This is a genomic window from Phyllobacterium sp. GQ127 (genome assembly GCF_059758635.1).
Genome location: NZ_JCAXDZ010000008.1, coordinates 150,897 through 172,267, shown reverse-complemented (window position 1 = coordinate 172,267; position 21,371 = coordinate 150,897). Strand labels below are relative to the sequence as shown.

General features: G+C 54.7%; 18 protein-coding genes and 1 pseudogene. 15 read left to right on the top strand and 4 right to left on the bottom strand.

What is annotated here, in order from left to right; genetic code table 11:
* Positions 1–358 precede the first annotated feature (358 nt).
* Both AC6CHM_RS22245 and AC6CHM_RS22240 read right to left on the bottom strand, forming a co-directional pair.
* Entirely contained in the window at positions 359–1,102 is a 744-nt protein-coding gene (locus AC6CHM_RS22245; RefSeq protein WP_498174979.1) for a hypothetical protein, read from the bottom strand.
* Positions 1,103–1,796: 694 nt separating this feature from the next.
* A complete protein-coding gene (locus tag AC6CHM_RS22240) occupies positions 1,797–2,207 on the bottom strand; it encodes a hypothetical protein (protein ID WP_498174977.1) in 411 nt (136 codons plus the stop codon).
* A 459-nt stretch (positions 2,208–2,666) separates the two neighbouring features.
* Between AC6CHM_RS22240 and AC6CHM_RS22235 the strand changes: the two are divergent.
* A pseudogene (locus tag AC6CHM_RS22235) lies at positions 2,667–3,877 on the top strand (GMC family oxidoreductase); the annotation flags it as partial.
* Between the two features lie 217 nt (positions 3,878–4,094).
* On the opposite strand, the gene AC6CHM_RS22230 reads toward AC6CHM_RS22235, so the two are convergent.
* Positions 4,095–4,775 (bottom strand): GntR family transcriptional regulator, encoded by a 681-nt coding sequence (locus AC6CHM_RS22230; RefSeq protein WP_498174975.1) that lies wholly within the window; start codon positions 4,773–4,775, stop codon positions 4,095–4,097.
* Between the two features lie 221 nt (positions 4,776–4,996).
* Here AC6CHM_RS22230 and AC6CHM_RS22225 point away from each other — a divergent pair, with 221 nt between their 5' ends.
* From AC6CHM_RS22225 to AC6CHM_RS22175, 11 genes are all read left to right on the top strand, one after another.
* On the top strand, positions 4,997–6,124 hold the full coding sequence (locus tag AC6CHM_RS22225; protein ID WP_498174973.1) for a sugar ABC transporter substrate-binding protein: 1,128 nt from the start codon (positions 4,997–4,999) through the stop codon (positions 6,122–6,124).
* 72 nt (positions 6,125–6,196) lie between these two features.
* Complete coding sequence (locus AC6CHM_RS22220; protein WP_498174971.1) at positions 6,197–7,738, top strand: sugar ABC transporter ATP-binding protein; 1,542 nt, start codon at positions 6,197–6,199, stop codon at positions 7,736–7,738.
* 50 nt (positions 7,739–7,788) lie between these two features.
* Positions 7,789–9,801 carry an ABC transporter permease gene (locus tag AC6CHM_RS22215; protein WP_498175063.1) on the top strand — a complete coding sequence of 671 codons (2,013 nt, stop codon included), beginning with the start codon at positions 7,789–7,791 and terminating at the stop codon, positions 9,799–9,801.
* A gap of 13 nt (positions 9,802–9,814) precedes the next feature.
* The gene (locus tag AC6CHM_RS22210; RefSeq protein WP_498175060.1) at positions 9,815–10,621 is read left to right on the top strand and encodes an SDR family oxidoreductase; all 807 of its coding nucleotides are present in this window, start codon (positions 9,815–9,817) and stop codon (positions 10,619–10,621) included.
* 7 nt (positions 10,622–10,628) lie between these two features.
* The gene (locus tag AC6CHM_RS22205) at positions 10,629–11,576 is read left to right on the top strand and encodes a 3-hydroxyacyl-CoA dehydrogenase (RefSeq protein WP_498174969.1); all 948 of its coding nucleotides are present in this window, start codon (positions 10,629–10,631) and stop codon (positions 11,574–11,576) included.
* Entirely contained in the window at positions 11,573–12,535 is a 963-nt protein-coding gene (gene kce / locus AC6CHM_RS22200; protein ID WP_498174967.1) for a 3,5-dioxohexanoate:acetyl-CoA acetone transferase, read from the top strand. The genes AC6CHM_RS22205 and kce overlap by 4 nt, the downstream gene beginning before the upstream one ends.
* Before the next feature lie 9 nt (positions 12,536–12,544).
* Positions 12,545–13,417 (top strand): SMP-30/gluconolactonase/LRE family protein, encoded by an 873-nt coding sequence (locus AC6CHM_RS22195; RefSeq protein ID WP_498174965.1) that lies wholly within the window; start codon positions 12,545–12,547, stop codon positions 13,415–13,417.
* Between the two features lie 10 nt (positions 13,418–13,427).
* Positions 13,428–14,306, top strand: a complete 879-nt coding sequence (locus AC6CHM_RS22190) for an SMP-30/gluconolactonase/LRE family protein (RefSeq protein WP_498174963.1) — start codon at positions 13,428–13,430, stop codon at positions 14,304–14,306.
* On the top strand, positions 14,303–15,112 hold the full coding sequence (locus AC6CHM_RS22185) for a hypothetical protein (RefSeq protein ID WP_498174961.1): 810 nt from the start codon (positions 14,303–14,305) through the stop codon (positions 15,110–15,112). Before AC6CHM_RS22190 ends, AC6CHM_RS22185 begins: the two co-directional genes overlap by 4 nt.
* 1,161 nt (positions 15,113–16,273) lie before the next feature.
* Positions 16,274–16,528: a type II toxin-antitoxin system ParD family antitoxin gene (locus AC6CHM_RS22180; protein ID WP_498174959.1), complete on the top strand. Its 255-nt coding sequence runs from the start codon at positions 16,274–16,276 to the stop codon at positions 16,526–16,528.
* The gene (locus tag AC6CHM_RS22175) at positions 16,528–16,821 is read left to right on the top strand and encodes a type II toxin-antitoxin system RelE/ParE family toxin (protein WP_498174957.1); all 294 of its coding nucleotides are present in this window, start codon (positions 16,528–16,530) and stop codon (positions 16,819–16,821) included. Before AC6CHM_RS22180 ends, AC6CHM_RS22175 begins: the two co-directional genes overlap by 1 nt.
* A 455-nt stretch (positions 16,822–17,276) precedes the next feature.
* Here AC6CHM_RS22175 and AC6CHM_RS22170 read toward each other — a convergent pair whose 3' ends face one another.
* Positions 17,277–18,359 (bottom strand): ABC transporter ATP-binding protein, encoded by a 1,083-nt coding sequence (locus tag AC6CHM_RS22170; protein ID WP_498174955.1) that lies wholly within the window; start codon positions 18,357–18,359, stop codon positions 17,277–17,279.
* A 99-nt stretch (positions 18,360–18,458) separates the two neighbouring features.
* Here AC6CHM_RS22170 and AC6CHM_RS22165 point away from each other — a divergent pair, with 99 nt between their 5' ends.
* The 3 genes from AC6CHM_RS22165 to AC6CHM_RS22155 all read left to right on the top strand — a co-directional run bounded on the left by AC6CHM_RS22165 (position 18,459) and on the right by AC6CHM_RS22155 (position 21,360).
* Positions 18,459–19,151, top strand: coding sequence for a GntR family transcriptional regulator (locus AC6CHM_RS22165; protein WP_498174953.1), 693 nt, complete (start codon positions 18,459–18,461; stop codon positions 19,149–19,151).
* Positions 19,148–20,131, top strand: coding sequence for an alpha/beta hydrolase (locus tag AC6CHM_RS22160; RefSeq protein ID WP_498174951.1), 984 nt, complete (start codon positions 19,148–19,150; stop codon positions 20,129–20,131). Before AC6CHM_RS22165 ends, AC6CHM_RS22160 begins: the two co-directional genes overlap by 4 nt.
* Positions 20,132–20,205: 74 nt before the next feature.
* Positions 20,206–21,360, top strand: a complete 1,155-nt coding sequence (locus AC6CHM_RS22155) for an ABC transporter substrate-binding protein (RefSeq protein WP_498175058.1) — start codon at positions 20,206–20,208, stop codon at positions 21,358–21,360.
* Positions 21,361–21,371: the final 11 nt, after the last annotated feature.

Here is a 21,371-nt window from a genome sequence, read left to right as displayed (position 1 = left end):
TAAAGCGCAGGATCGATAAACACCTCTACTGTCTCGTTTTCCTTTCTCACTCCTGATCTATTGCTCGGCGAACTCGCGGGTAGGGCCGTTTTGCCTGGCATGAAGCAGCAGCTGCATTCGTTGCCGCTCAAGGCTTTGCAGTATGGCGCATCTCTATGCCGGACCCTACACGCAATCCGCGCCTATCTCAGTCTGATCGCCGACTACCCCGCGAACGAGCGAGACGACGCAACTTCACAGGCAGTTGGCACCCATTTGCTCACGTGCCTACCGCACCAAACCGAATCCCATCGCGGCCTGTAATTAGCCCAATCAATAGAGCACTGTCGTGGCAATTAAGCATTGCGCTCCGGACGCATCAGGACTGCGAGAAATTCGTGGATCTTCCAATCTCACATCCAGACAGGACGAGGTCGTCTTGTGTTTCGAAAGCGACCAATCCGGAAATAACACCCTCAAGGATCGTCACATCTCGGAATTTGGCAAGGATCGAAGACAGCTCCGCGGCTTCACTCGCAGCAAGATGATCGCGGAAATTATAGTAGCCTAGCAGATAGACATCGGTAATCTGCTGCCCGAGTGTCATCTGTAAGGTCTGGATCGGATTGCCTTCGCGGTTTTCAGGATAGACCGGGAAGTAAATCCGTCCCGTATTTTTCTCCCCCACCAGGGGCCCAGCCAGGCGGAAGCGGATAGAGCCTGTGCGCAAAAGATGATCTTCCGTGCGTAGCAGCAGCTCCTTGACTTCATCCGCGTTCACCCTTCCACAGATGGTTGCGTGCAGCCTTGCTTGTCTCGCGTCCATGACATCCCAAGCAATTTTGGGTGAAAAAGAGGCTTCTCGCATGGCTGCATCAACGGCGCGGAAAGCGTGGGACATCTGCAGATCCTCAATGCTAAACGGAATCGCCAGCGAGTACCGCTTCGTCTTATAGCGGCCAAAATGGTAATCCTCATAGAACGGAATGACATCCGAATGTTGCGGATTGACGAGCGGGAGATGGGCGTGACGATAGATGGAATCGAGCACAAGGCGGCTTCCAGGAGAGGAACTCCATCGGATTTGGTCGTAACCGAGGCTATGATCATCGAGATAATACATTTACACTCCATTTCGATCGGTCGTGAGCAGACTATCCGTCAATGCAGCCGGTGACGACCGGCTACAAACACAAGGCCGAGAAAACTCTCCTGCCTTGCCTTTCCCGTCAAGGCTCATTCAGGTCCCCCAATTTTTAATGATCGGCACCCTTCCAACCTTGCGCGTATCGATTGTTGCATTTACTCAAGTCAGACCAATTTGGCCTCGGTTCAAACAGGGGGGCGAAATACGCCCTAGAGACAAAACAGGCTTTTAATCGGGATTATAGAAATTTGGGCTACAATCAAAATTGCTCGAAATTTGACTATTATTGGCATTTTCAAAGGAAGATTTTCTGGCGCCCCCGACTTTGTACGGATGTATTGCAAAGGGTGAGGTTTATAAAGCTCCGAGGTGACGGCATGGCCGTTCATGGCAAAGGTCGCCAGATGTAGGATAGCCAAGGATTGATTTGGCGCAACACTCGACAATATCACCTGCAAAGTGAAAACCATGCTGTAATTTATAAAACATTCGGTAGAAATACGAACGGCAATTCATCAAAACGGGAAGTGATTTTATAGCATGAGGTCAGCCGTTAATGCGCTTTGCTTTCGCAATTTCGCGCGCGACCGATGCGGGTCATGCCTTCAATCAAAAGGTGCTTTGCGACCGAGGAGAGCACCAGTCAAGGTTCTGTCGGACCTTGTAATGTTCACCAGGGCAGGTATGCCAGCCCACTGGAGCGTCGAAATCGCATCTGCTCGGCCACGATGTATGCGTACCAGGGGCCATAAAAGCCTTCTATAGTGAACCGAAATACATTGCCGCCGTTGTTATCGAAGAAGCGCTTGCGTGCATCGCCTGCGAGTGTATCGGGCGAAGTCCTGTAGAATACATCGGAGCCGGTATCGGACTTCCAACTGATCGGACAGTCAATGAAGCCGACACCAATGAACTCGATCTGCAACTGATAGCCGTAACTCATGTCCAGCGTGCCCCTGACCACTGCACGGGTTTCATCGAGGCTCACGAGATAAAAGTCCATCCACGGGTGTTCCATGATGGCAGCATTCAACGCCTGTTCACCAGTTTCGTATTCGGCCTTGTAATCAGGAATGTTCATTCAGCACTCGGCGATGGTCAGCATGTTGTGTCGCTGTCTGTCCATTTGCATCGCCGGGCACTTTGCTTAGGAGGCAACCGCAGACACTGAGCTGCAGTTTAAGTCGAGATCGCAACAATCGCCACCCCAAACCGAACGTCTTTTTGAGGTGCCTCCAAGGTTCGACGTACGGAAGTACAAATTACCTCAGCTCAGAAACAACGTGCCCAGGTTAAAAACGGTCAAAAATCGTGTATTATCGGCCTTTTCAAAGGAAGGGTTGTTGGTAGAAACCCTTTTGTACAAACGCTTAAAAGCAGCCCAATTCCCGCAGGGAGGTACAAGAGGGCAGCCGAGTTGTCTGCTTTAGTGAGCTTTGAAAGCGACCAGCAAATTGTCGCGTTCAACCAGCCCCTGCCGGCCCTCAATAGTGCCTTCCCCAAGCCCTGCAAAAATAACAGTACGACCTTGGCGCTATGATCGGTGCTTGACTATCATCGGCGGATCGAAGATTGGCAAGCCTGGCGCCGCACGCCGAGGCGTGGGAGGACCTGTATTCGTAGCACAGTCATGTTCGCTACAGTCAGTCGCAGAGCCTTTGCTGGACGCAGCGTCAGCGATGGACATTCCTATTTTTGATACGCCAAATGGCCAAATGTTGGAGCGTGAAGGAGGCGCATCGATTGCCGAGTTGAGAATACGGGATGGCAAGCAGGAATCTATATTCGGATACTACATCCGTCCGATGATGATGCGGACAAATCTTGCGTTTGTCACCGATGCGCTCGTCATGCGGCTCATCATCGTTGGCAAACGGGTGACAGGGGTTGAAGCCGTTGTCGCAGGGTGGCGGCGCCGATTCACGTCGCCTTATGAGACGGTGCTTTCACTTGGCGCGATCAATACGCCAAAAGTACTGGTGCAATCTGGGATAGGTCCTGAAGACGAATTGCAGGCACACAATATCTCCGTTGTTCAGCACCTTCCGGGTGTCGGTCGCAATCATCAGGACCATTTCTCGTTTGGCTGCTTTTGGGCATATCGAAAACCTGAAGGCGTCGGTGGAGGAGGTTGCGAGGCAAAGCCTTGCTGGAAAAGCGGCTCTCATCTCGTTCAACTCGATATCCTTCAGTGCTAGTTGGAATTTGCGGTTCCTTCGCCGATCGAAACAGGACTCAGCACGCCGGAGCATGGATGGACGATGTTTATGGGGCTTGTGCAACCGAAAAGCCGTGGTCAGTTGCGGCTTCCGGACCGGATATACACAATGCAATTCTGATCGAACCGAATTTTCTCAGCGAGCCCGAAGACATGGAAGCTGCCCTGGCAGCGGTGGAACTATGCTGCGAGCTGGAAAACGACAACGCGCTCACGCCCCTGGTTACAGGATAGACAGCGCCAGGCGTCTGAGACCGTTCACCGATGATCGATTTCATCCGGAAATCTGCCGTCACCTACTGGCACCAGTCCTGCACGGCTAAGATGGCCGCGACAGCACGTCGGTGGTAGACAACGAGCTTAAGGTACACGGCATCGATGGTCTTCGCATCGCGGACTCTTCGATCATGCCGCGTATTACCACGGGCAATACAATGGCGCCCTGCGTTGTCATCGGCGAATGGGCTGCAGATATGATCCGGGCTCAACAGGGATTGTTGCTTTTATACGTCTTCGCTTCATACGAAATTTAACTGGCACCAAGGACATTGGTGTATGAAATCAAGACTAATCGTAGTTTTGAACGTTTCTGATGCAGCGTTTCTCGTGGATAGTTATCGTCACTACAGTTTGTTTTAGAATGGTCGGACATGATGTTAATCACCGCGAATGTACTGGCTAAGCGCTCCATATAGAGCACAACGCAGTCATTGCTCCCTTCAGTGATCAAAAGAAGATGGAAGCAAAGGGTTAGCTGACCAAGTCGACCAGCACATGATAGGCAGCATCGATATCATCCTGTATCGCAACTTTGACGGCCTTTTCGTCGTGAGCGCATAACGCTGAGAACATCGCCCGATGGTGTTCGTTGGCTTTCGTGTAGTTGCCGGAATCATGCAGCATGTTGAAGTAGGGGCTGACCTGCAGCCAAAGGTTCTCGATGATATTGAGAACACTCTCCGAGCCTGCGGCCTGGTAAATCGAGAAGTGGAAAGCGTAGTTTGCGCGAAGGTATGATTTGATATCCCCGGAAGCATTGGCTTTCTCCAGTGCTTCCAGCAGTGATCGGAGGTTTTCGAGCTCATCGTTCTGAATGCGTTTGGCGGCCCATTTGCCGGCAAGCGCTTCGATCTCAATGCGAACATTGCGCAAATCTGTGAGCTTGGAGCGGCTTAACCGCGGTATACCGATGGAGCGCCCGGAAACAACCGTCAACGCATTGGCCGCCGTCAGCCGCCGCAAAGCTTCCCGCACCGGCATGGCGCTGACACCAAACGCATCTGCCAGACTTTGCACTGGAACCATCTCGCCTGGAACAATGCCGCCTTCGAGTATGAGACTGGCAACTTGGCGATAGACACGGTCCTGCAACGTCTCTTTGGAGAGGGGAAGAATTTCAACACCTGGTTTCCTATAACCGGCTTCAGCCATTGTTCACCTTTTTCACCGCGACGTCGCCTTGGAATTTTGATTTGGAATGCAGGCTTCGCTTCAACGCGTCAAGAGTGCCTTCTTATTTAATAAAACTTATTCAAGATCAATAGTACTTAATCATTGATCTTTGATCAAATGGTGCTACGGTCTTTTCAGGAACGACAAGAGGGAAGAGGAGCCCGCTTGGAGATGTTTTCCTGTACGAGGGAGGAATTATAATGGGTATTGGATCAATCATCCGGCGCGCAGCGGCTTGCGCCTGCATTGCGTCAAGTATGGCCATGGTCGGCCATGCCGACGCTGCGGAAAAACACAAGATTTTTCTCAGCATGAGCTTCATCGGCAATGACTGGCAAGCCGAAGCCGCCAATATGGTCAAAGCCATGGCCGCCCACAAAAACTACGCTGATAAAGTCGATCTTCAGGTCCAGGTTGCTGGTCCCAATGCCCAGCGGCAAATTCAACAGATCAACGCCATGGTTCAGGCTGGCGCTCAAGCCATCGTAATTTTTCCGATTTCACCAACGGCGCTCAATCAGGTTGTCAAGAACGCCTGTGACAAGGGCGTCAAGGTCTTCGCCTATGATGGTGAAATTACAGAACCCTGTGCCTACAATATAGCAATCGACCAGGAAGAGGCTGGCCGCGTAACTGCGGAGTGGCTGGTCAAGAAACTCAACGGCAAGGGCAACATCATTGCAATTACCGGTGTGCCTGGCACGTCGGTGGATAATCTTCGTACCAAGGCGGCAAAGGAAGTATTCGCCAAGCACCCTGATATCAAGATCGTGGGCGAAGCAGTTGGTATGTGGAGCCAGGCCGTCGCGCGTACTGAGCTTTCCAAGATTCTGGCAACGCGCAACTGGGACGATATCAACGGACTTTGGATGCAGGTCGGCTGCTTTACCGCAAATTCGATGCAGCTGGAAGCCGGCAAGAAGCCGGAACAGCTTCTTCCGTGCGCGGGCGAAGGTTCCAATGGCGGTCGTATTCAAATGCTGCCAGCAGGCACCGAAGCCGAGGGTGCGACGTCTCCCTATGCACCCATGGGCGCGCCGCGCATTTCCTATGCGTCACCGCCATATTCTGGCGCTCTTGCACTGAAGCTTGCCGTCGATGCGATCGAGGGCAAAGAAGTGGTGAAGAAGACTGTCCTGCCGCTGCCGCTTGTTACCAACGAAACCATCAAGCTTTGCCAGGAAGGAACGTGGCAGGAAATGAAGGACGGCTGCAACGCGTTCAAGCCATCCATCGTTTCCAATCCAGGCTGGTTTGCTTCGATCTTCTCGGAGAAAACACCTGAGATCGGTCTTAACGCAGCATTGGTCGGCCAACCTGAAAATTGAGGTATCCTTGCGCGGAGCGTTTATCGTTCCGCGCAAATGGCTAATCCCGATCAACTGAGCAGGACCGGTGGGATGAATTCTCCATTCGAACAATCCGCCATTGAAGTCACCAATATTCGCAAGGCGTTCGGTGCCACGGTTGCCGTGGATGGCGTGTCTTTCCGTATCGAGCCCGGAAGCACCCATGCCCTGCTTGGTGAAAACGGTGCGGGCAAGTCAACGATAGTCAAATTGCTGTCGGGGCTTCTTCGTCCGGACGAGGGGCACATATCCGTCTTCGGTCAAAGAGCAGCGCTGAATGCGCCGCGGGCAGCGCATGCGCTTGGCGTCCAGACTGCGTTCCAGGAAATGACGCTGGTCAGGGATCTAACGGTGCTCGACAACATGTTAATGCCGTACGCGCCGATGGGGATCAGCGGCTTGGTCCGCCGATCTTCGGCTCGTCGCGCTATAGTGAAACATTTGGAGGAAATCGAATTTCCGGTCGATCTCGATGCCGAAATCGGCACACTCGACCTTGCGATTCAACAGAAGATCGAAATCGCCCGTTCCCTATACCGCAAGCCGCGAATTCTTCTGCTGGACGAGCCGACGTCGACACTTGCGGGAAGTGACGTCGAATGGCTCGGCCGGATCATTGCAAAATTGAAGGCTGCAGGTACGACGATCGTCTTTATCACGCACCGGATGCGCGAGGTACGTGCGTTCTGTGACACATTGACGATTTTGCGAAACGGATGCCACATCACAACCTGTGCAGTCGACGCCATCACCGACGGGCAGGTGATTGAAAGCATCGTCGGAAGATCGATTGCTCAGACTTTTCCAGCGCGACCGAAAAGCGAGTCTGCCTTTGGGCCGCCGGTACTGGGCGTTCGCGACCTCCAGGCGGGTAACAAGCTGCGCTACGCTAGTTTCGATCTGCGCAAGGGCGAAATCCTCGGCGTTGCCGGCTTGCAGGGCATGGGCCAACTTGATCTGTTTCTGACCTGTTTCGGCATGACGCCGGTGATCCATGGCGACATCCTCGTCGATGGACGGAAGGTCATGCTCGCGTCACCCGCTGATGCACTTCAGCCCAATATCGCTATCGGACTGGTGCCAGAAGATCGAAAGACGGAAGGACTGTTCCTGAAGCTCAGCGGGATGCTCAACGCATCCTTGCCGGTGATCGACAGGTTTTCCCGATTTGGATTGATCCAAGGTAATCTTGAGCAACAAGCTGTGCGCACTGCCTTCGGCACTGTCGAGGTTGATCAGCGAGCATTGTGGACCAGGGCAGGAGCTTTCTCAGGTGGCAATCAGCAAAAGATCGCAATAGCCAAATGGCTGGTCGCCCAGAGCCGTATCCTGCTGCTGTTCGATCCAACACGCGGTATCGATGTCGGTACCAAACACGAACTCTACGTCATGATGCGTAATTTCACCAATGCAGGCGGCTCGATCCTGCTGCATTCGACTGAAATTCCCGAGCTCGTGCATTTATGCGACCGGGTTCTTGTCCTTTATGACGGGCGGATTGCGGCGTTGCTTTCGCGCGACCAACTGACCGAAGCCTCAATCATGCGACCAGCGCTTGGCCATGACAGCGAAGCAAAGGAGGCCGCGGAATGACGATGACGACCTCGACAGCAACAAACCGTCATTGGGCTTCCCTATTCGGCATGTCCCCGGAACGACGCAGCGTACTCATAGCCATTGCCGTATTTCTTGCATTGCTCACCCTTGTGGGTTTCGTCAGCACCGGGCCACTCAGCTACTTCGACATCTCCTTCCTGTCCAGCGGCGGTGCAACTTCGGCGATTGCGGCGATCGGACAAACAATTGTCATTCTTTCTGGTGGGTTTGATCTTTCGGCAGGGGCAGTGATCTCGCTGGTCAATGTCGTGCTTGCCCAAAGCATGGACCCGGCGGCGACTGAGATAAGTGTTCTGTATTGGACCTGCGTTGGTATTGGTGTTGGCATGCTGACGGGCGCTTTCAATGGCATTTTCATTGCATTCTTTCGCTTGCAGCCCATCGTGGTGACGCTCTCCACCATGTTTATCATCCAAGGCTTGACGCTGCTGGTGATGGACAAGCCCGGCGGATTCGTCGCGCCCGACCTTGGAACCTTCTATCTTGGTGACGCCGTTCCTGGTTGGCTGCCGATGCCGCTTGTGGTGATCGGCGTCGTCCTTCTAGCCTGGCTCTGGCTGAAGAACACGCGGTTCGGCACGGCGATCTATGCGGTCGGCAGCGATCCGGATGCTGCTGCGGCCATCGGCGTCAGGGTCAAGCTTGCCAAATTCCTGGTCTATGTCATCGCCGGCGGCTGCTATGGTCTGGCCGGCGTTTTCATCAGTGCGCAAACGGGCAGTGCCGATCCCTTGGTTGGCAATCCCTTGCTCCTGTCGATGTTTGCGGCCGTGGTTGTCGGTGGTACGCGTCTCGGTGGCGGTCGCGGCGGACCGCTTGGTACCGTATTCGGGGCGTATATCCTCATGATGGTCGTAAATATTCTTCTCGTTCTCAACGTGTCGGCCTACTATTCGACCATCGCTGAGGGAACGATCCTGGTACTTGCTGTGCTTGCCGGATCGATCTCGAACAGTTCGATTCTTGCCATGCAGTTGCGCAGTGCGCGAACGCGGTTCAGCGCATGGCGCCAAGGCCTGCTCCCATCGCAGCTTGATCGCACTGATCGGCGGATGAAGATGCCATCGTCTGGCGAAGGCAAGCCGGTAGTATCATCATTCCTGTCGCGCAACAGCGAGACAATACGCTATGCATTGCCAGCTTATCTGTGTCTGCTCGCCGTTGTCATCCTCACCCAGCTCTGGTTGGGCCGGGCAATCCTGAACCCGACATACTGGAACTCGCTGGCTGTCCTGTCCACCTTTCTCGCCATACTGGCTTTAGGACAGGGGACCGTCATCCTGACCGGCGGCCTCGATCTCTCGGTTCCCTGGACAATCGGAATAGCAGGTATTCTGCTGGCAGGTATCGTCAATGGATCCGACGCGGCTCTTGTCTATGCTTTACCCGCCGTCCTTCTTGTCGCCTGCATGATAGGCTTGATCAACGGTATAGGTATCGTGGTACTCGGCGTATCGCCGATCGTCATGACCCTGGCAATGAACGGCATCTTGCAAGGGTTCGCCCTGGTCTATTCGCAAGGTACACCAGCCGGATTTTCATCGCCAATGCTTCGCTGGTTCATGACTGGCAAAGTTTGGGCCGTAACACCTGTCGTCCCGTTCATGGTGCTGTTTGTGATTACGGCTGTGTTCCTGCTCGGCAGAACTGCCTTTGGACGCAGGGTTTACGGCATTGGCAATGGATTGCGGGCAGCGCAACTCTCGGGCATTGCGGTCGGCCGCACGCTCATTCTGGTCTATGTTCTTTCCGGCCTTTGCGCCGGCTTGGTCGGGGTGCTCCTCACCGGTTTTTCGGGGCAGGCAAGTCTCGGGATGGGCGACGACTATCTGCTGCCATCGATCGCGGTCGTCGTGGTTGGTGGCGCACTGATCACCGGCGGACGTGGCCATTATCTCGGTATGCTCGGCGGGGTGTTGCTGCTGACCGCGCTCCAAATGTTTCTTGCAGGAACGACGTTGCCTTATGCCACGCGGGCGATCCTCTTTGGTCTTGTGGTGCTCGGCGCGGTTATGGCGCTTCGTGAGAAGCGGTCTTAGGAAAGGATGAATGATGAACAGGATTGCTCCAGCATCTGTAGAAGAATTCTTGGGCGGATTGCGCGATCAGAGAGTACTGGTCACTGCGGGAGGCTCGGGCATTGGCTATGCAATTGCCTCCACACTTTCAAGGCTCGGCGCACGTGTCGCGATCTGCGATATATCCCAATCGTTGCTGAACGAGGCGAAGAACAGCATCTCACCGGCCCATGCAACGCTCGCTGACGTGTCCCGCGAAGAAGATGTCGATCGCATGTTTGCGGAAGTATCATCGTCTCTGGGTGGTCTCGATGCGCTCATCAACAATGCGGGAATCGCCGGTCCGACTGGCGGCGTGGATGAGATTACCACGGAAGACTGGCGTCGTTGCATCGACATCTGCCTGACCGGGCAGTTCCTTTGCGCGCGGCGTGCTGTGCCGATGCTGAAAGCGTCCGGCGGCGGATCGATCGTCAACATGTCTTCTGCCGCTGGGAAACACGGCTATGCGTTTCGCACGCCTTACTCTGCGGCCAAGTTCGGCGTCATCGGCTTCACCCAAAGCCTTGCCAAGGAACTCGGGCCCCATGCGATCCGGGTCAATGCGATCCTGCCAGGCATCGTCGAGGGGCCGCGCATTGAAAACGTCATCAGCAACCGTGCCAAACAATTGGGCGTTTCACACGAGGAAATGACGGAACGCTATCTGGAGAATGTTTCGCTGCGAAGGATGGTCAGCCCCTACGACGTCGCCACCATGATTGCCTTTCTGCTTTCCAATGCCGGCATCAACATTTCGGGCCAGTCGCTTGGCGTTGATGGTAATGTCGAAACTCTGTGAGGTAGCAATGCAAAAGACGGCGGTCATCGGAAGCGGCTTTATCGGAAGAGCGTGGGCTATCAGCTTTGCCCGCGCCGGCTATCAGGTGAATCTGTGGGATCAGGCCCCGGACGCCGTGGCGAAAGCACGCGGCTATATTGCCGACGTCCTAACCGATCTTGAACGAAACGATCTGCTCAACGGGAATTCACCGGAAATAGTGCTGTCGCGCATTGTCGCTGAAACGGATCTGGCGAAAGCTCTCGAGGGTACCGTTCATATTCAGGAAAATACCCCGGAAAATCTTGAGACTAAAATCAAGGTGTTCTCGCTTCTTGATGAGGCCGCCGATGCGTCGGCCGTTATCGCCAGTTCAACTTCAGCCTTGCTTCCATCGAAATTCACCGAGCACCTGAAGAACCGCCAGCGTTGCCTGGTCGTCCACCCCATCAATCCGCCTTATCTCATTCCAGCCGCCGAAGTGGTTCCGGCGCCCTGGACCTCGGGCGAAGTCGTTGAACGAACCCGGGCTTTTTTGATTGCGGCGGGTCATGCTCCCCTGGTCATGAAACGCGAGCTCGATGGCTTCATCATGAACCGCATGCAGGGCGCGCTTCTGGAAGAAGCATTCCGACTCGTTGCTGACGGTTATGCGACAGTCGAAGATGTGGACATCGGTATTCGCGACGGGCTTGCCCTGCGCTGGTCTTTCATGGGGCCGTTCGAGACCATCGATCTCAATGCGCCCGGCGGCGTGCGCGATTATGTCGAGCGCTACCAGATAATCTACGAGCGCCTGTTTCCGCAGATGCAGCGCCGTGTCGACTGGGCGGGTGAAGTGCTGGAAATCGTCGAGGCAGGGCGCCGCGAGAAGCTGCCGCAGGAAAAGCTGGTCAATCGCCAGGTCTGGCGAGACCGCCGCCTCATGGCGCTTGCGGCGCACAAGAAGAAATCAACGCAGGAGTTCGGACAATGAGTGAGACGATACGAGTGACAAGCGGTTCGAACATGACGGGCAAGGTCATCATAACGTGCGCCATTACCGGTGCGATCCACACGCCGACTATGTCGCCCTATCTGCCGATCACACCTGATGAGATCGCCCGGGAAGCTCTAGCAGCAGCAGAGGCTGGCGCCGCGATCCTGCACCTCCATGCACGTGATCCTGAAACCGGAAAGCCAGACCAAACGCCGGAAGCCTTCGCCAAGTTCCTGCCGCGTATCAAGCAAAACACCAATGCCGCCATCAACATCACCACCGGTGGCAGTCCCTATATGAAGGTCGAGGAGCGGGTGAAACCGGCCGCCACTTTCAAACCGGAAGTGGCTTCGCTCAACATGGGATCGATCAATTTCGGGCTCTATCACCTTGTCGACAAATACAAGGAGTTCAAGTTTGACTGGGAGAAGCCGCATCTGGAAGCCACCCGCGATCTGGTGTTCCGTAACAGCTTCAAGGATATCGAGTATATCCTGGCGACCTGCTACGAGAATGGCACGCGATTTGAGTTCGAGTGCTACGACATCGCTCATCTCTATAATCTTGCGCACTTCGCCGATCGGGGCTTGGTAAAACCTCCCTTCTTCGTGCAGTCGGTTTTTGGCCTTCTTGGCGCGATTGGTACGCACCCGGAAGATGTTGCGCATATGAAACGAACAGCGGACCGGCTTTTCGGCGGTAACTACCGCTGGTCGGTGCTCGGTGCCGGATCGAGCCAGCTTCGTATTGCCGCTCAAGCCGCGGCCCTTGGCGGCAATATCCGTGTTGGTCTTGAAGACAGTCTCTGGGCGGGCAAAGGCAAGCTGGCCACGTCCAATGCCGAGCAGGTACAACTGGCCCGCAAGATCATCGAAGGGCTCGGCATGCAGGTGGCGACACCCGACGAGGCGCGCGAAATCCTGCAACTCAAGGGCGGCGACAAGGTCGCGTTCTAGGAGGTCGAAATGTTGCGTATCGAGGTTTTCAGCGACGATCGAAATCAGCTCGGCGAGGGTCCGCTTTGGGATGTTGAAGAACAACGGCTCTACTGGATCGACTCCTACGCACCCGCGGTCTATTCCTGCGATGTCAGAGGCGGCAACCGCAAAAGCTGGAACCTGCCCGAGCCGATAGGCTCGCTAGCATTGCGCGAGAAGGGCGGTGCGATTGTTGCCCTTAGAAATGGGTTTCATTCGCTCGATTTCAGGTCGGGCGCTGTCAAACTTTTGCACGAGACACATCCGGGGGAACTCCGGCCCCGTCTCAACGATGGAAAAGTAGATCGGCAGGGCCGCTTTGTTGCTGGTTCCATGGATTTCGAGGAGAGCGATCCGGTCGGCACGCTCTATCGTCTGGATGCGGATCTCTCGCTGCGTACTCTGGATACAGGCATCATCTGCTCGAACGGACCTTGTTTCAGCCCCAATGGATCGACGCTCTATTTCGCCGACAGTCACAAGAAGGCGATATATGCCTACAGCTATGACACCGCTTCCGGCGCAGTCGGGTCGCGGCGTGTGTTTACGAGCTTCGATAATCTGTGCGGCTACCCTGATGGCGCAACGGTCGATGCGGAAGGATATGTCTGGAGCGTTGAGGTCTATTCCGGGCGGCTTATCCGCTTTGATCCGAACGGCGTGATCGATCGCATTGTCGGCCTGCCCGTCCAATCGACAACGAGCATCACCTTTGGCGGCCCTGACCTCGATATTGCGTTCGTTACGTCGATGGCACGGCCGTTCAACAATGAATATCACCGCGAGCGTGAGGCCGGTTGCGTGTTCGCCATTTATGGACTTGGCGTGCGCGGTCTGCCGGAACCGCGATTCAAGGGATGAGGGAGAAAGCATGAAAATCGATGTTGTGGTGGACGTAAAGACCACGCTGGGCGAAGGACCTTTATGGGACGTCGAACAACAGCGCCTTTATTGGATTGATAGTTTCGATGGTCGTGTATTTCGCGCCACTGCCGATGGCCGGGAAATCCGCTCTTGGGATGTCCCGATGAAGATCGGTTCGATGGCCCTGCGCAAGGACGGCAATGGCGCTATCATGTCATTGGCACGCGGGTTTCATTTTTTGGATTTCAAGTCGGGTGACGTTGAACTCATCCATGATCCAGAACCGGACAAGTCCGAAAATCGCATCAATGACGGCAAGGTCGACAAGCAGGGGAGGTTTGTTGCCGGTTCAATGGACACGATGGAAAGTGGCCCCAACGGCGCGCTCTATCGGGTCAATCCCGATCTCAGCGTGCATAAGCTCGACGAGGGTATCATCGTTTCGAATGGCCCATGCTGGAGCCCGGATGGAAGCCTCTTCTATTTCGCGGATTCGTGGTCGGGTGAAATATGGGTCTATGATTACGACGAGGCCACCGGCAACGTTTCCAATCGCCGGACCTTTGCCAAGATCGATACATCGACAGGAGGTGCCGCCGATGGCTCGACGGTTGACGCGGAGGGTTGCCTGTGGAACGCACAAGTCTATGATGGAAAGGTCGTCCGCTACCGGCCCGATGGAACGGTAGATCGTATCATCAATATGCCGGTGAAAAAGGTCACCAGCGTCATGTTCGGTGGTCCGAATCTCGACATCCTCTATGTTACCTCGATGGCAAAGCCGCCCCTCCCGCGCTTTCCCGAAGATGGCGTGTTGCGTGGCAGCCTGTTTGCAATCACGGGACTTGGCATCAAGGGCGTGCCCGAGCCGCGGTTCGCAGGATGAATAAGTACGCGTCCAAGACTATGGCGTCGTCTATACGCCCCACAAGAAAGTGGGCCATCGACGGTGGTTTTGAGGCCGGAACAATCGAGGACGATACGCGCGATCTCGATGCCGGCTTTGAACGCTCCGACTTCGACCGCAAGGCGATATCAATGACTGTCGGGTACAAGGATGAAGAGCGGGAGATCAATGCGCGCATCCGCAGGAAGGCCCCGTTTGAAGAGTCAGGCGACAATACGCGCAACCGCAACACCTATCTGCTTGCGACAGGTCTTAGCTGGAAGACCCTGCGAGAACTGGGGGGCCTTGCCAATGTTGATGCGGTTTTGTCCGACTCTGACAGCGAGGAATCCTTCCGAGACGACGACTGTGTGGATCGCTCCTTCGGCTATGCCCACAGGCCCGTTGACAAGGATCGCCTCAATGCGCTGTTCAAATATAGCGGGGTCTATGGTCTTGTTCACTGGCTGTCGGTCGGCGCCAACTGCGGCTTCCGCGATGGCGAAGTCAGAAAAAGGGTACTTGATGGCGATCGCGGTTCCTTCTCCGAACGGGAAACCTCGTCGGCTCATCTTGGTATCACACGGACCGATCTGCATATCGTCAAAAACTCGGACGGCCTCCTGGAAGGCCGTGTCATGCACTTGCCTGAAGCCAAAACCACCGATTACTGCGCACTTGTCGCTCTCTATCGCCACGCGGGCGAGAACTTCAAGATCGGTGCAGGCTACTACACTTCGGCTCATTCTCCGATGACCTCAGAGAGCTTCCTTGACGATGAAGGTGTCTTCCTCAACGCTGTCTGATCCCGGAGAAGTCGACAATCCCGCGCTTCCAGCTGAAGCGGAGGCAACCACGACCACTGAAGAGATGGAACCGATGACCGGGAACTGCCATGAATGATAAGATGGGCATCGAAACCATGCTGACGCGGGCGGAGCTCCAACCTGCGACTATTACTACATATCAAGACCACCTGGGGGCTATTGGCAGAAACTCGCGTTCGGGAAGACGTCGGAAAGAGAGGCTCTCGACAATCTCTGTTTTCCGGCAGGAGAAAAGGTAACAATATTATAATAGCAAGGGAGAACCCTGGACAGCCGTGTGCCATGATAGACCTTCCCCTTATTGAGCTGCTGGAACCGCTGAAATGCACCGAATGCGGATACCTTCATGCTGTGGTGCCCCTTGAGGACTCAGACCAGTCACCAGTTCATTGCCGGGAGTGTGGCGCCTTCCTGTGTTTCTGGGCTGACGCCCTGGCAATGGCGAAACTCGACATTGGCTGTAGTGCGCCATTGGCAATAACCAAACTTTTGAACGAGCCAGGACAATAATCGCTTCGCGTTTGCCGCTTGTCTGATGGCGTTGCAGGCGCGGTCGCCCGCGTGACGACTGCACGAACCACTCAATCGCCTTCTACAGGGCAATGGATTCGCTTTAAGGCATTGTGCTTGCCGGTAATGCTCTCTGCCGTGTGTCATCTGCTTTCCAACATTAAGTGAACTACATCGCCAAACTAAACGACAGCTTGGGCACCAGTCGACCTTAATTGAAATGGCTCCGATGAGGCGCTTTACGGTGCGGCAGTTTTCAAGAATTGGCCAAGCTGGCTTGGATAGCCGAGACAAAACAGGCTTTTAATCGGCATTGTAGACATTATCGCGACAATCAAAATTGTCCGAAATTTGACTATTATCGGCATTTTTAAAAGGAAGGTTTCCTCACAGGTTTTGCAATTGGGCAAATGCGGATCCTGAACAAGGATGATAAAGATTTACTTAGGGGGAGCTGGGTTCAATGCCGTTCAAGGCTGACCAGCTAATTCGCCGTTTAATAGTAGAAACTCACCGTGTAGCGTAATGGGGTCAGAATGAACTCTGCCCCCTGAAGCGCGGTGTCTTAAAACGATCGAGTTTGACAAAGTTTGCCAAAGTTAGTTAATCTAGGCGCAAATGGAGGTCTGAATGGCTACTATGAACGTGTCTCTACCGGACCCAATGAAAGATTGGGTCGAAGCCCAGGCAAGGACCGGGCGATACTCCAATGCTAGTGACTATGTGCGCGATCTGATTCGAAGGGACCAAACGCGTAGTGATAAGATTGTTGCCATGCAACGCTTCGTTGATGACGGTCTTAAAAGTGGTGTTGGCAGCCGGTCGAAGGACGAACTGTTCGCTGCTGCTGCCGCGCGCACGGAAACGGCGCGCAGCAGCAGCTGATGCGTTTTAGCCTTTCTATCGAAGCGGAAGAGGACATCATTGCCTGCACCGAGCAAGGTATCCGTATGTTCGGAACTCTACAGGCTAGGCGGTACCATGATGACTTGTTCGCGGTACTTGAACTGATCGCTGCGAATCCCCGAATGGCGCGTGAGCGAGAAGAGATTTCGCCTCCGGTTAGAATCCATCCGTTCAAAGCCCATCTGATTGTCTACCGCCTTGAAGAGAGTGGAACCGTTTTCGTGATCCGAGTACGCCATGGACATGAAGATTGGGCCAGCGAATCTGCTTAGGGTCGCTGACTGAACAGACGAGCGCAGTAAGTTTTAAAGTAGTCATCGGTAGGAACCTAACAGACGGCCTGACATCACTTAAGCTGCTGTTATTCCGTTGAATCATCTCCGCATATTGTTTTCAGGGTCAATGGTTCAATCAAGGGTGGGGGGAAGCCAAACTTAACTTTTCATGGGTCCACGCATGTCGGACGTTATCTCTGGTAATTGTTAGTTCAGCCAATTTCGCATCCGCCATGGCGCATCGGCTTGCGCTTCGCTCCATTGGTCACGCAGCCACTCATACTTTGCGAGCACTCTAGGCTGTTCCGCATAATCAAAAGGCGATTGTCAATGAAGCGCGTCGCCAGTCGCGTGGCGGTCGGCGAGCGCGATCCTGCCCTTGTGGAAAATTTGGCACGCACAAACCATCACGAATATGGCGCAAGCCAGGGCGTGGTTAGATGGTCCGTTGTTCAATTGACCCGCCGTCCGTTTGCGCTTTCGAAAAGATGGGCACCGGCACTGTCGCCCCTGACCGAAATCCTTTGTCCTACCTTGATCTCCACTGCTCTTGGGAATTCAACGGTGATGAGTTTCTCTGTGCCAGTGTCGAGGTAACCGAAAGTTTGGCTGCCCAGCCGTTCAACTACCGCCAACTCGCCGCTAAACCATGCCTGGCCGGCGTCGCAAACGACCAAATCTTCCGGACGAATGCCTAAAGTGAACGTTCCTGCCATCGTGAGTGATCCGTCATGGATATCGATTGCCGCCCTACCTTCAGGCAACTGTACAATCAGTTGGTTATTGTCGGATGACACAACGTTGCAGGGCAACGTATTCATCGTCGGGCTGCCAATGAACCGCGCAACGAAAAGACTTGCCGGTTTCCGGTAAAGATCGAGCGGGTGACCGATCTGCTCGACGTGACCAGCGTTCATCACGACAATCCGGTCAGCCAGGGTCATCGCTTCCACCTGATCGTGCGTGACATAAACGGTCGTTGCCTTCATGCGGCGATGTAGCTTGGCGATTTCCAGCCGCATCTCAACTCGAAGGGCTGCATCGAGGTTCGACAAAGGTTCATCGAACAGGAAGGCCTTTGGCCGGCGGACAATGGCGCGGCCCATCGCAACCCGCTGGCGTTGGCCGCCCGAAAGCTGGGCGGGACGTCGTTCGAGATAGTCCTGAAGTTTGAGGATATCGGCAGCCCCTGCCACACGTTGATCAATCTCACTGGAGGACTCACCGCGCATTTTCAGTCCGAACGCCATATTCTCTTCGACGCTCATATGTGGATAGAGTGCGTAATCCTGAAAGACCATAGCAATGTCACGATCCGATGGCGGAAGGGCATTGACGATCTTTTCGCCGATCCTCAGCTCACCGGCACTGATTTCCTCCAGTCCGGCAATCATGCGCAGCAGCGTGGACTTTCCACACCCAGAGGGACCAACCAGCACTAGAAACTCGCCGCTGGCAATATCGATATCGACGCCGTGGATTACGGGAACCGTCCCGTAAAGCTTTTTGATCTGCTTCAGACTTATCGCCGTCATTCGGTGGTTTCCTCCCTAGAAGCGCCGTTGACATTAATTATCGATATCATTATCAATAACGATAATTATGGCCTTCTGCAACACCCAAGGAGGATTGCAATGTCCAGCTCCCCTGATCCAAGCGTGGTCGGCTCGCGGCGAAATCCACCCGCCGTCAAAGCATCCGTGGTGTTCATGTCACTCAAGCGTGACATCATGCTCGGCGAATTGGTTGCCGGAGAGCCGCTGACAGAGCTGGACCTTGCCGCCCGCTTCCAATGCAGTCAGGGAAAGGTTCGTGAAGCACTGCTGCAATTGCAGGAAGAAGGGCTGGTGCGGCGTCAAGGTCACCGCGGTACGCAAGTATCAGCTTGCACCGTCGATGAAGCGGTTGAGATGTTCCGGGTGCGGCAGCAAATCGAGTGCAATGGCATCGTGCGCGCCCTGCGCTATAGGAGCCGCACATTGATTTCCGATCTGCGCGGATTGGCAAACGATATGGTGGAGGCGGCAAAAGTCGACGATGAGCTGCAACTTGCCGCATTTGACCGGGATTTCCACCGGCGGATTTTTCGCGATGCCAACCTTCCCGCGTTGGATCCGATCCTGCATCGTTGCCTCGTTCACAATCATCGCTTCAAAATATCAAGGAGTATCGGGTCACGCGATCTCATGGCGACGGCATTACGCCATCGCGCGATCATCGAAACAATCGAGCAGGGCGATGTGTCCGCCGCCTCGCAGGCTTTGCACCATCATATCGCGACCATAGTAGATTTCGGTCCCACCATATTTCCGGACGCTGATCAATGAACGCCATGTTCGATCTTTCCGGCGATCTTTCGCCCGAAATGCGCGATCTCATGCTGCGCGTCGAAAGCGAGCTTGGACCACAGCCCGATCCCACGTTGCTGCCGCCCGAAGAGGGCAGAGTGCAATGCGAACGTTTGAACGAGCGTAACAATATCAACTTGCCGCCCATGGCACGAACGGCAGAGGTTGTTGTTGCGGCGAATGCGCAGCTCGGTTCTCCTGCATGTCGGCTGCGCGTTCTCGTTCCAAACTGTGCAGGGGCGGGAGCCGTCTTGTTCGTTCATGGTGGAGGTTTCGCGTTTTGCAGCCCTGAAACACATGAGCGGTGTGCCCGCGTCCTTGCCAACGAGATCAGGTTGCCCGTTCTCGTTCCCGATTATCGCCTTGCGCCGGAACATCCGTTTCCAAAAGGGTTACACGATATTATTGCCTGTCTGCGTGCCGCATTCAGTGCGACTGCAGAAGTTGGTGTTTGTGCAGGGCCGCTTATTGTCTGTGGGGATTCTGCCGGTGCCAACCTTGCTTTGGCGGCAATCATGCATGAACAGAAGGCAGGGCATCTTCAAGCATCAGGCGCTCTCCTATTTTACGGCGCGTTTGGCGCTCATTTCAATACCCAGTCTTATGAACAATTTGCCGACGGGCCTGGTCTGACGCGTGCCAAGATGCGGCGATACTGGAATTGGTATTGCACGGATGAAGACGCTCGACGCAACCCGATGGCCGCTCCACTTCTCGCCGGTGACGAGGTACTGCGCGCTTTGCCGCCGCTTTATCTCATGGCCGCTGGCGTTGATCCGCTGTTGTCGGACACGCTTCTTTTGGCTGAAAGATTAAAGGCGGTCGGTCGCGACGATCCCCTTGCCGTGGTGCCGGGAGTAACACATGGATTTTTGCAAAACACACATGAACTGGCTGCTGCGCGGGAGGCACTTGCGGCAGCCGGCGAGGCTGCTCGAGGTATGATCCACGGCGGCTAGTAAGCATAACAAAGGAGGAGGAAGCAATGAACGTTTTTAAAAAATTGGGTATCAGCTGCGCTATCGTGACCGGCATGGCCATGAGCGCCGCCAATGCAGCCGAGACCGTGCGTTTCTGGTATCACTTCGACAACCCGGAAAATCCGATGTCGGATCTGGTGGCGAAGTTCGAGGCCGCAAACCCGGACATCAAGGTCGAAGCAGAGAACGTGCCGTGGAACAGCTATTACGATAATCTTTATACGTCGCTGGTTGGCGGCAATGCACCAGACGCTGGCATGGTCAAACTTTTCGCCCAGCCCCGATTGGCCGAAATGGGTGCGCTCGAACCTATTGGCGAGCGTATCGATGCCTGGCCGGGCAAGGTCGATCTGCTTGATAATCTTCTTGAATTGAACAAGGGGCCGGATGGACAGCAATATTTCCTGCCCATTCAATATGTCGTGCTTTATCTTTATTATCGTGCCGACCTTTTCAAGGAGGCGGGGCTCAATCCGCCAACGACATGCGAAGAATTCAAAACAGCAGCTCAGAAGCTGACCAAGGCCCCCGACAGATATGGCTTTGGCCTGCGCGGCGGCAAGGGAGGATGGGATCAATGGGGAACATTCGTCTTTTCGCAAGGCGCCGAACTGAAGCCAGATGGCCTGACCAATCCGGTAGCGGTTGCGGCCAACCAATGGTTGATCGACCTGTTCCAAAAAGACAAGGTCATCCCGCCATCGGCTCCCAATGATGGTTTCCAGGAAATTGTAGCGGCGTTCAAGGCTGGCAAGACGGCCATGACCATACATCATATTGGCTCGTCCAACGATCTGGTCAAAGCGCTGGGTGATAAGGTTTCTGCGGTCCCCGCCCCAAAATGCGGTGGCAAGCAATGGACGTCTTATGGCGACGAATCCTTGGCGGTCTTCTCCTCCTCACAAGTGAAGGACGCTGCTTGGAAGTGGATTTCTTTCCTTGCGGAAGGTGAGAATAACGTGGCCTTCAACAAGGCAACGGGACAGATGACCGTGACCAAGAGCGGAGCCGAAAACTGGACGCTGCACGAACGCCGCTTCGTTGACGCAACGGTCCAGTCTTTGCCTTTTGCCCACGTGCTCCCGCAGAGCACGGCGACTGCTGAGTTTGTCAATACTGCGTGGCAGACGTCGATGCAGCAGGCGTTAACCGGCCAAATCACCTCGCAACAGATGATGGAGCAACTCGAAAGCCTGTTCGCGCAATAGCACGACCACGT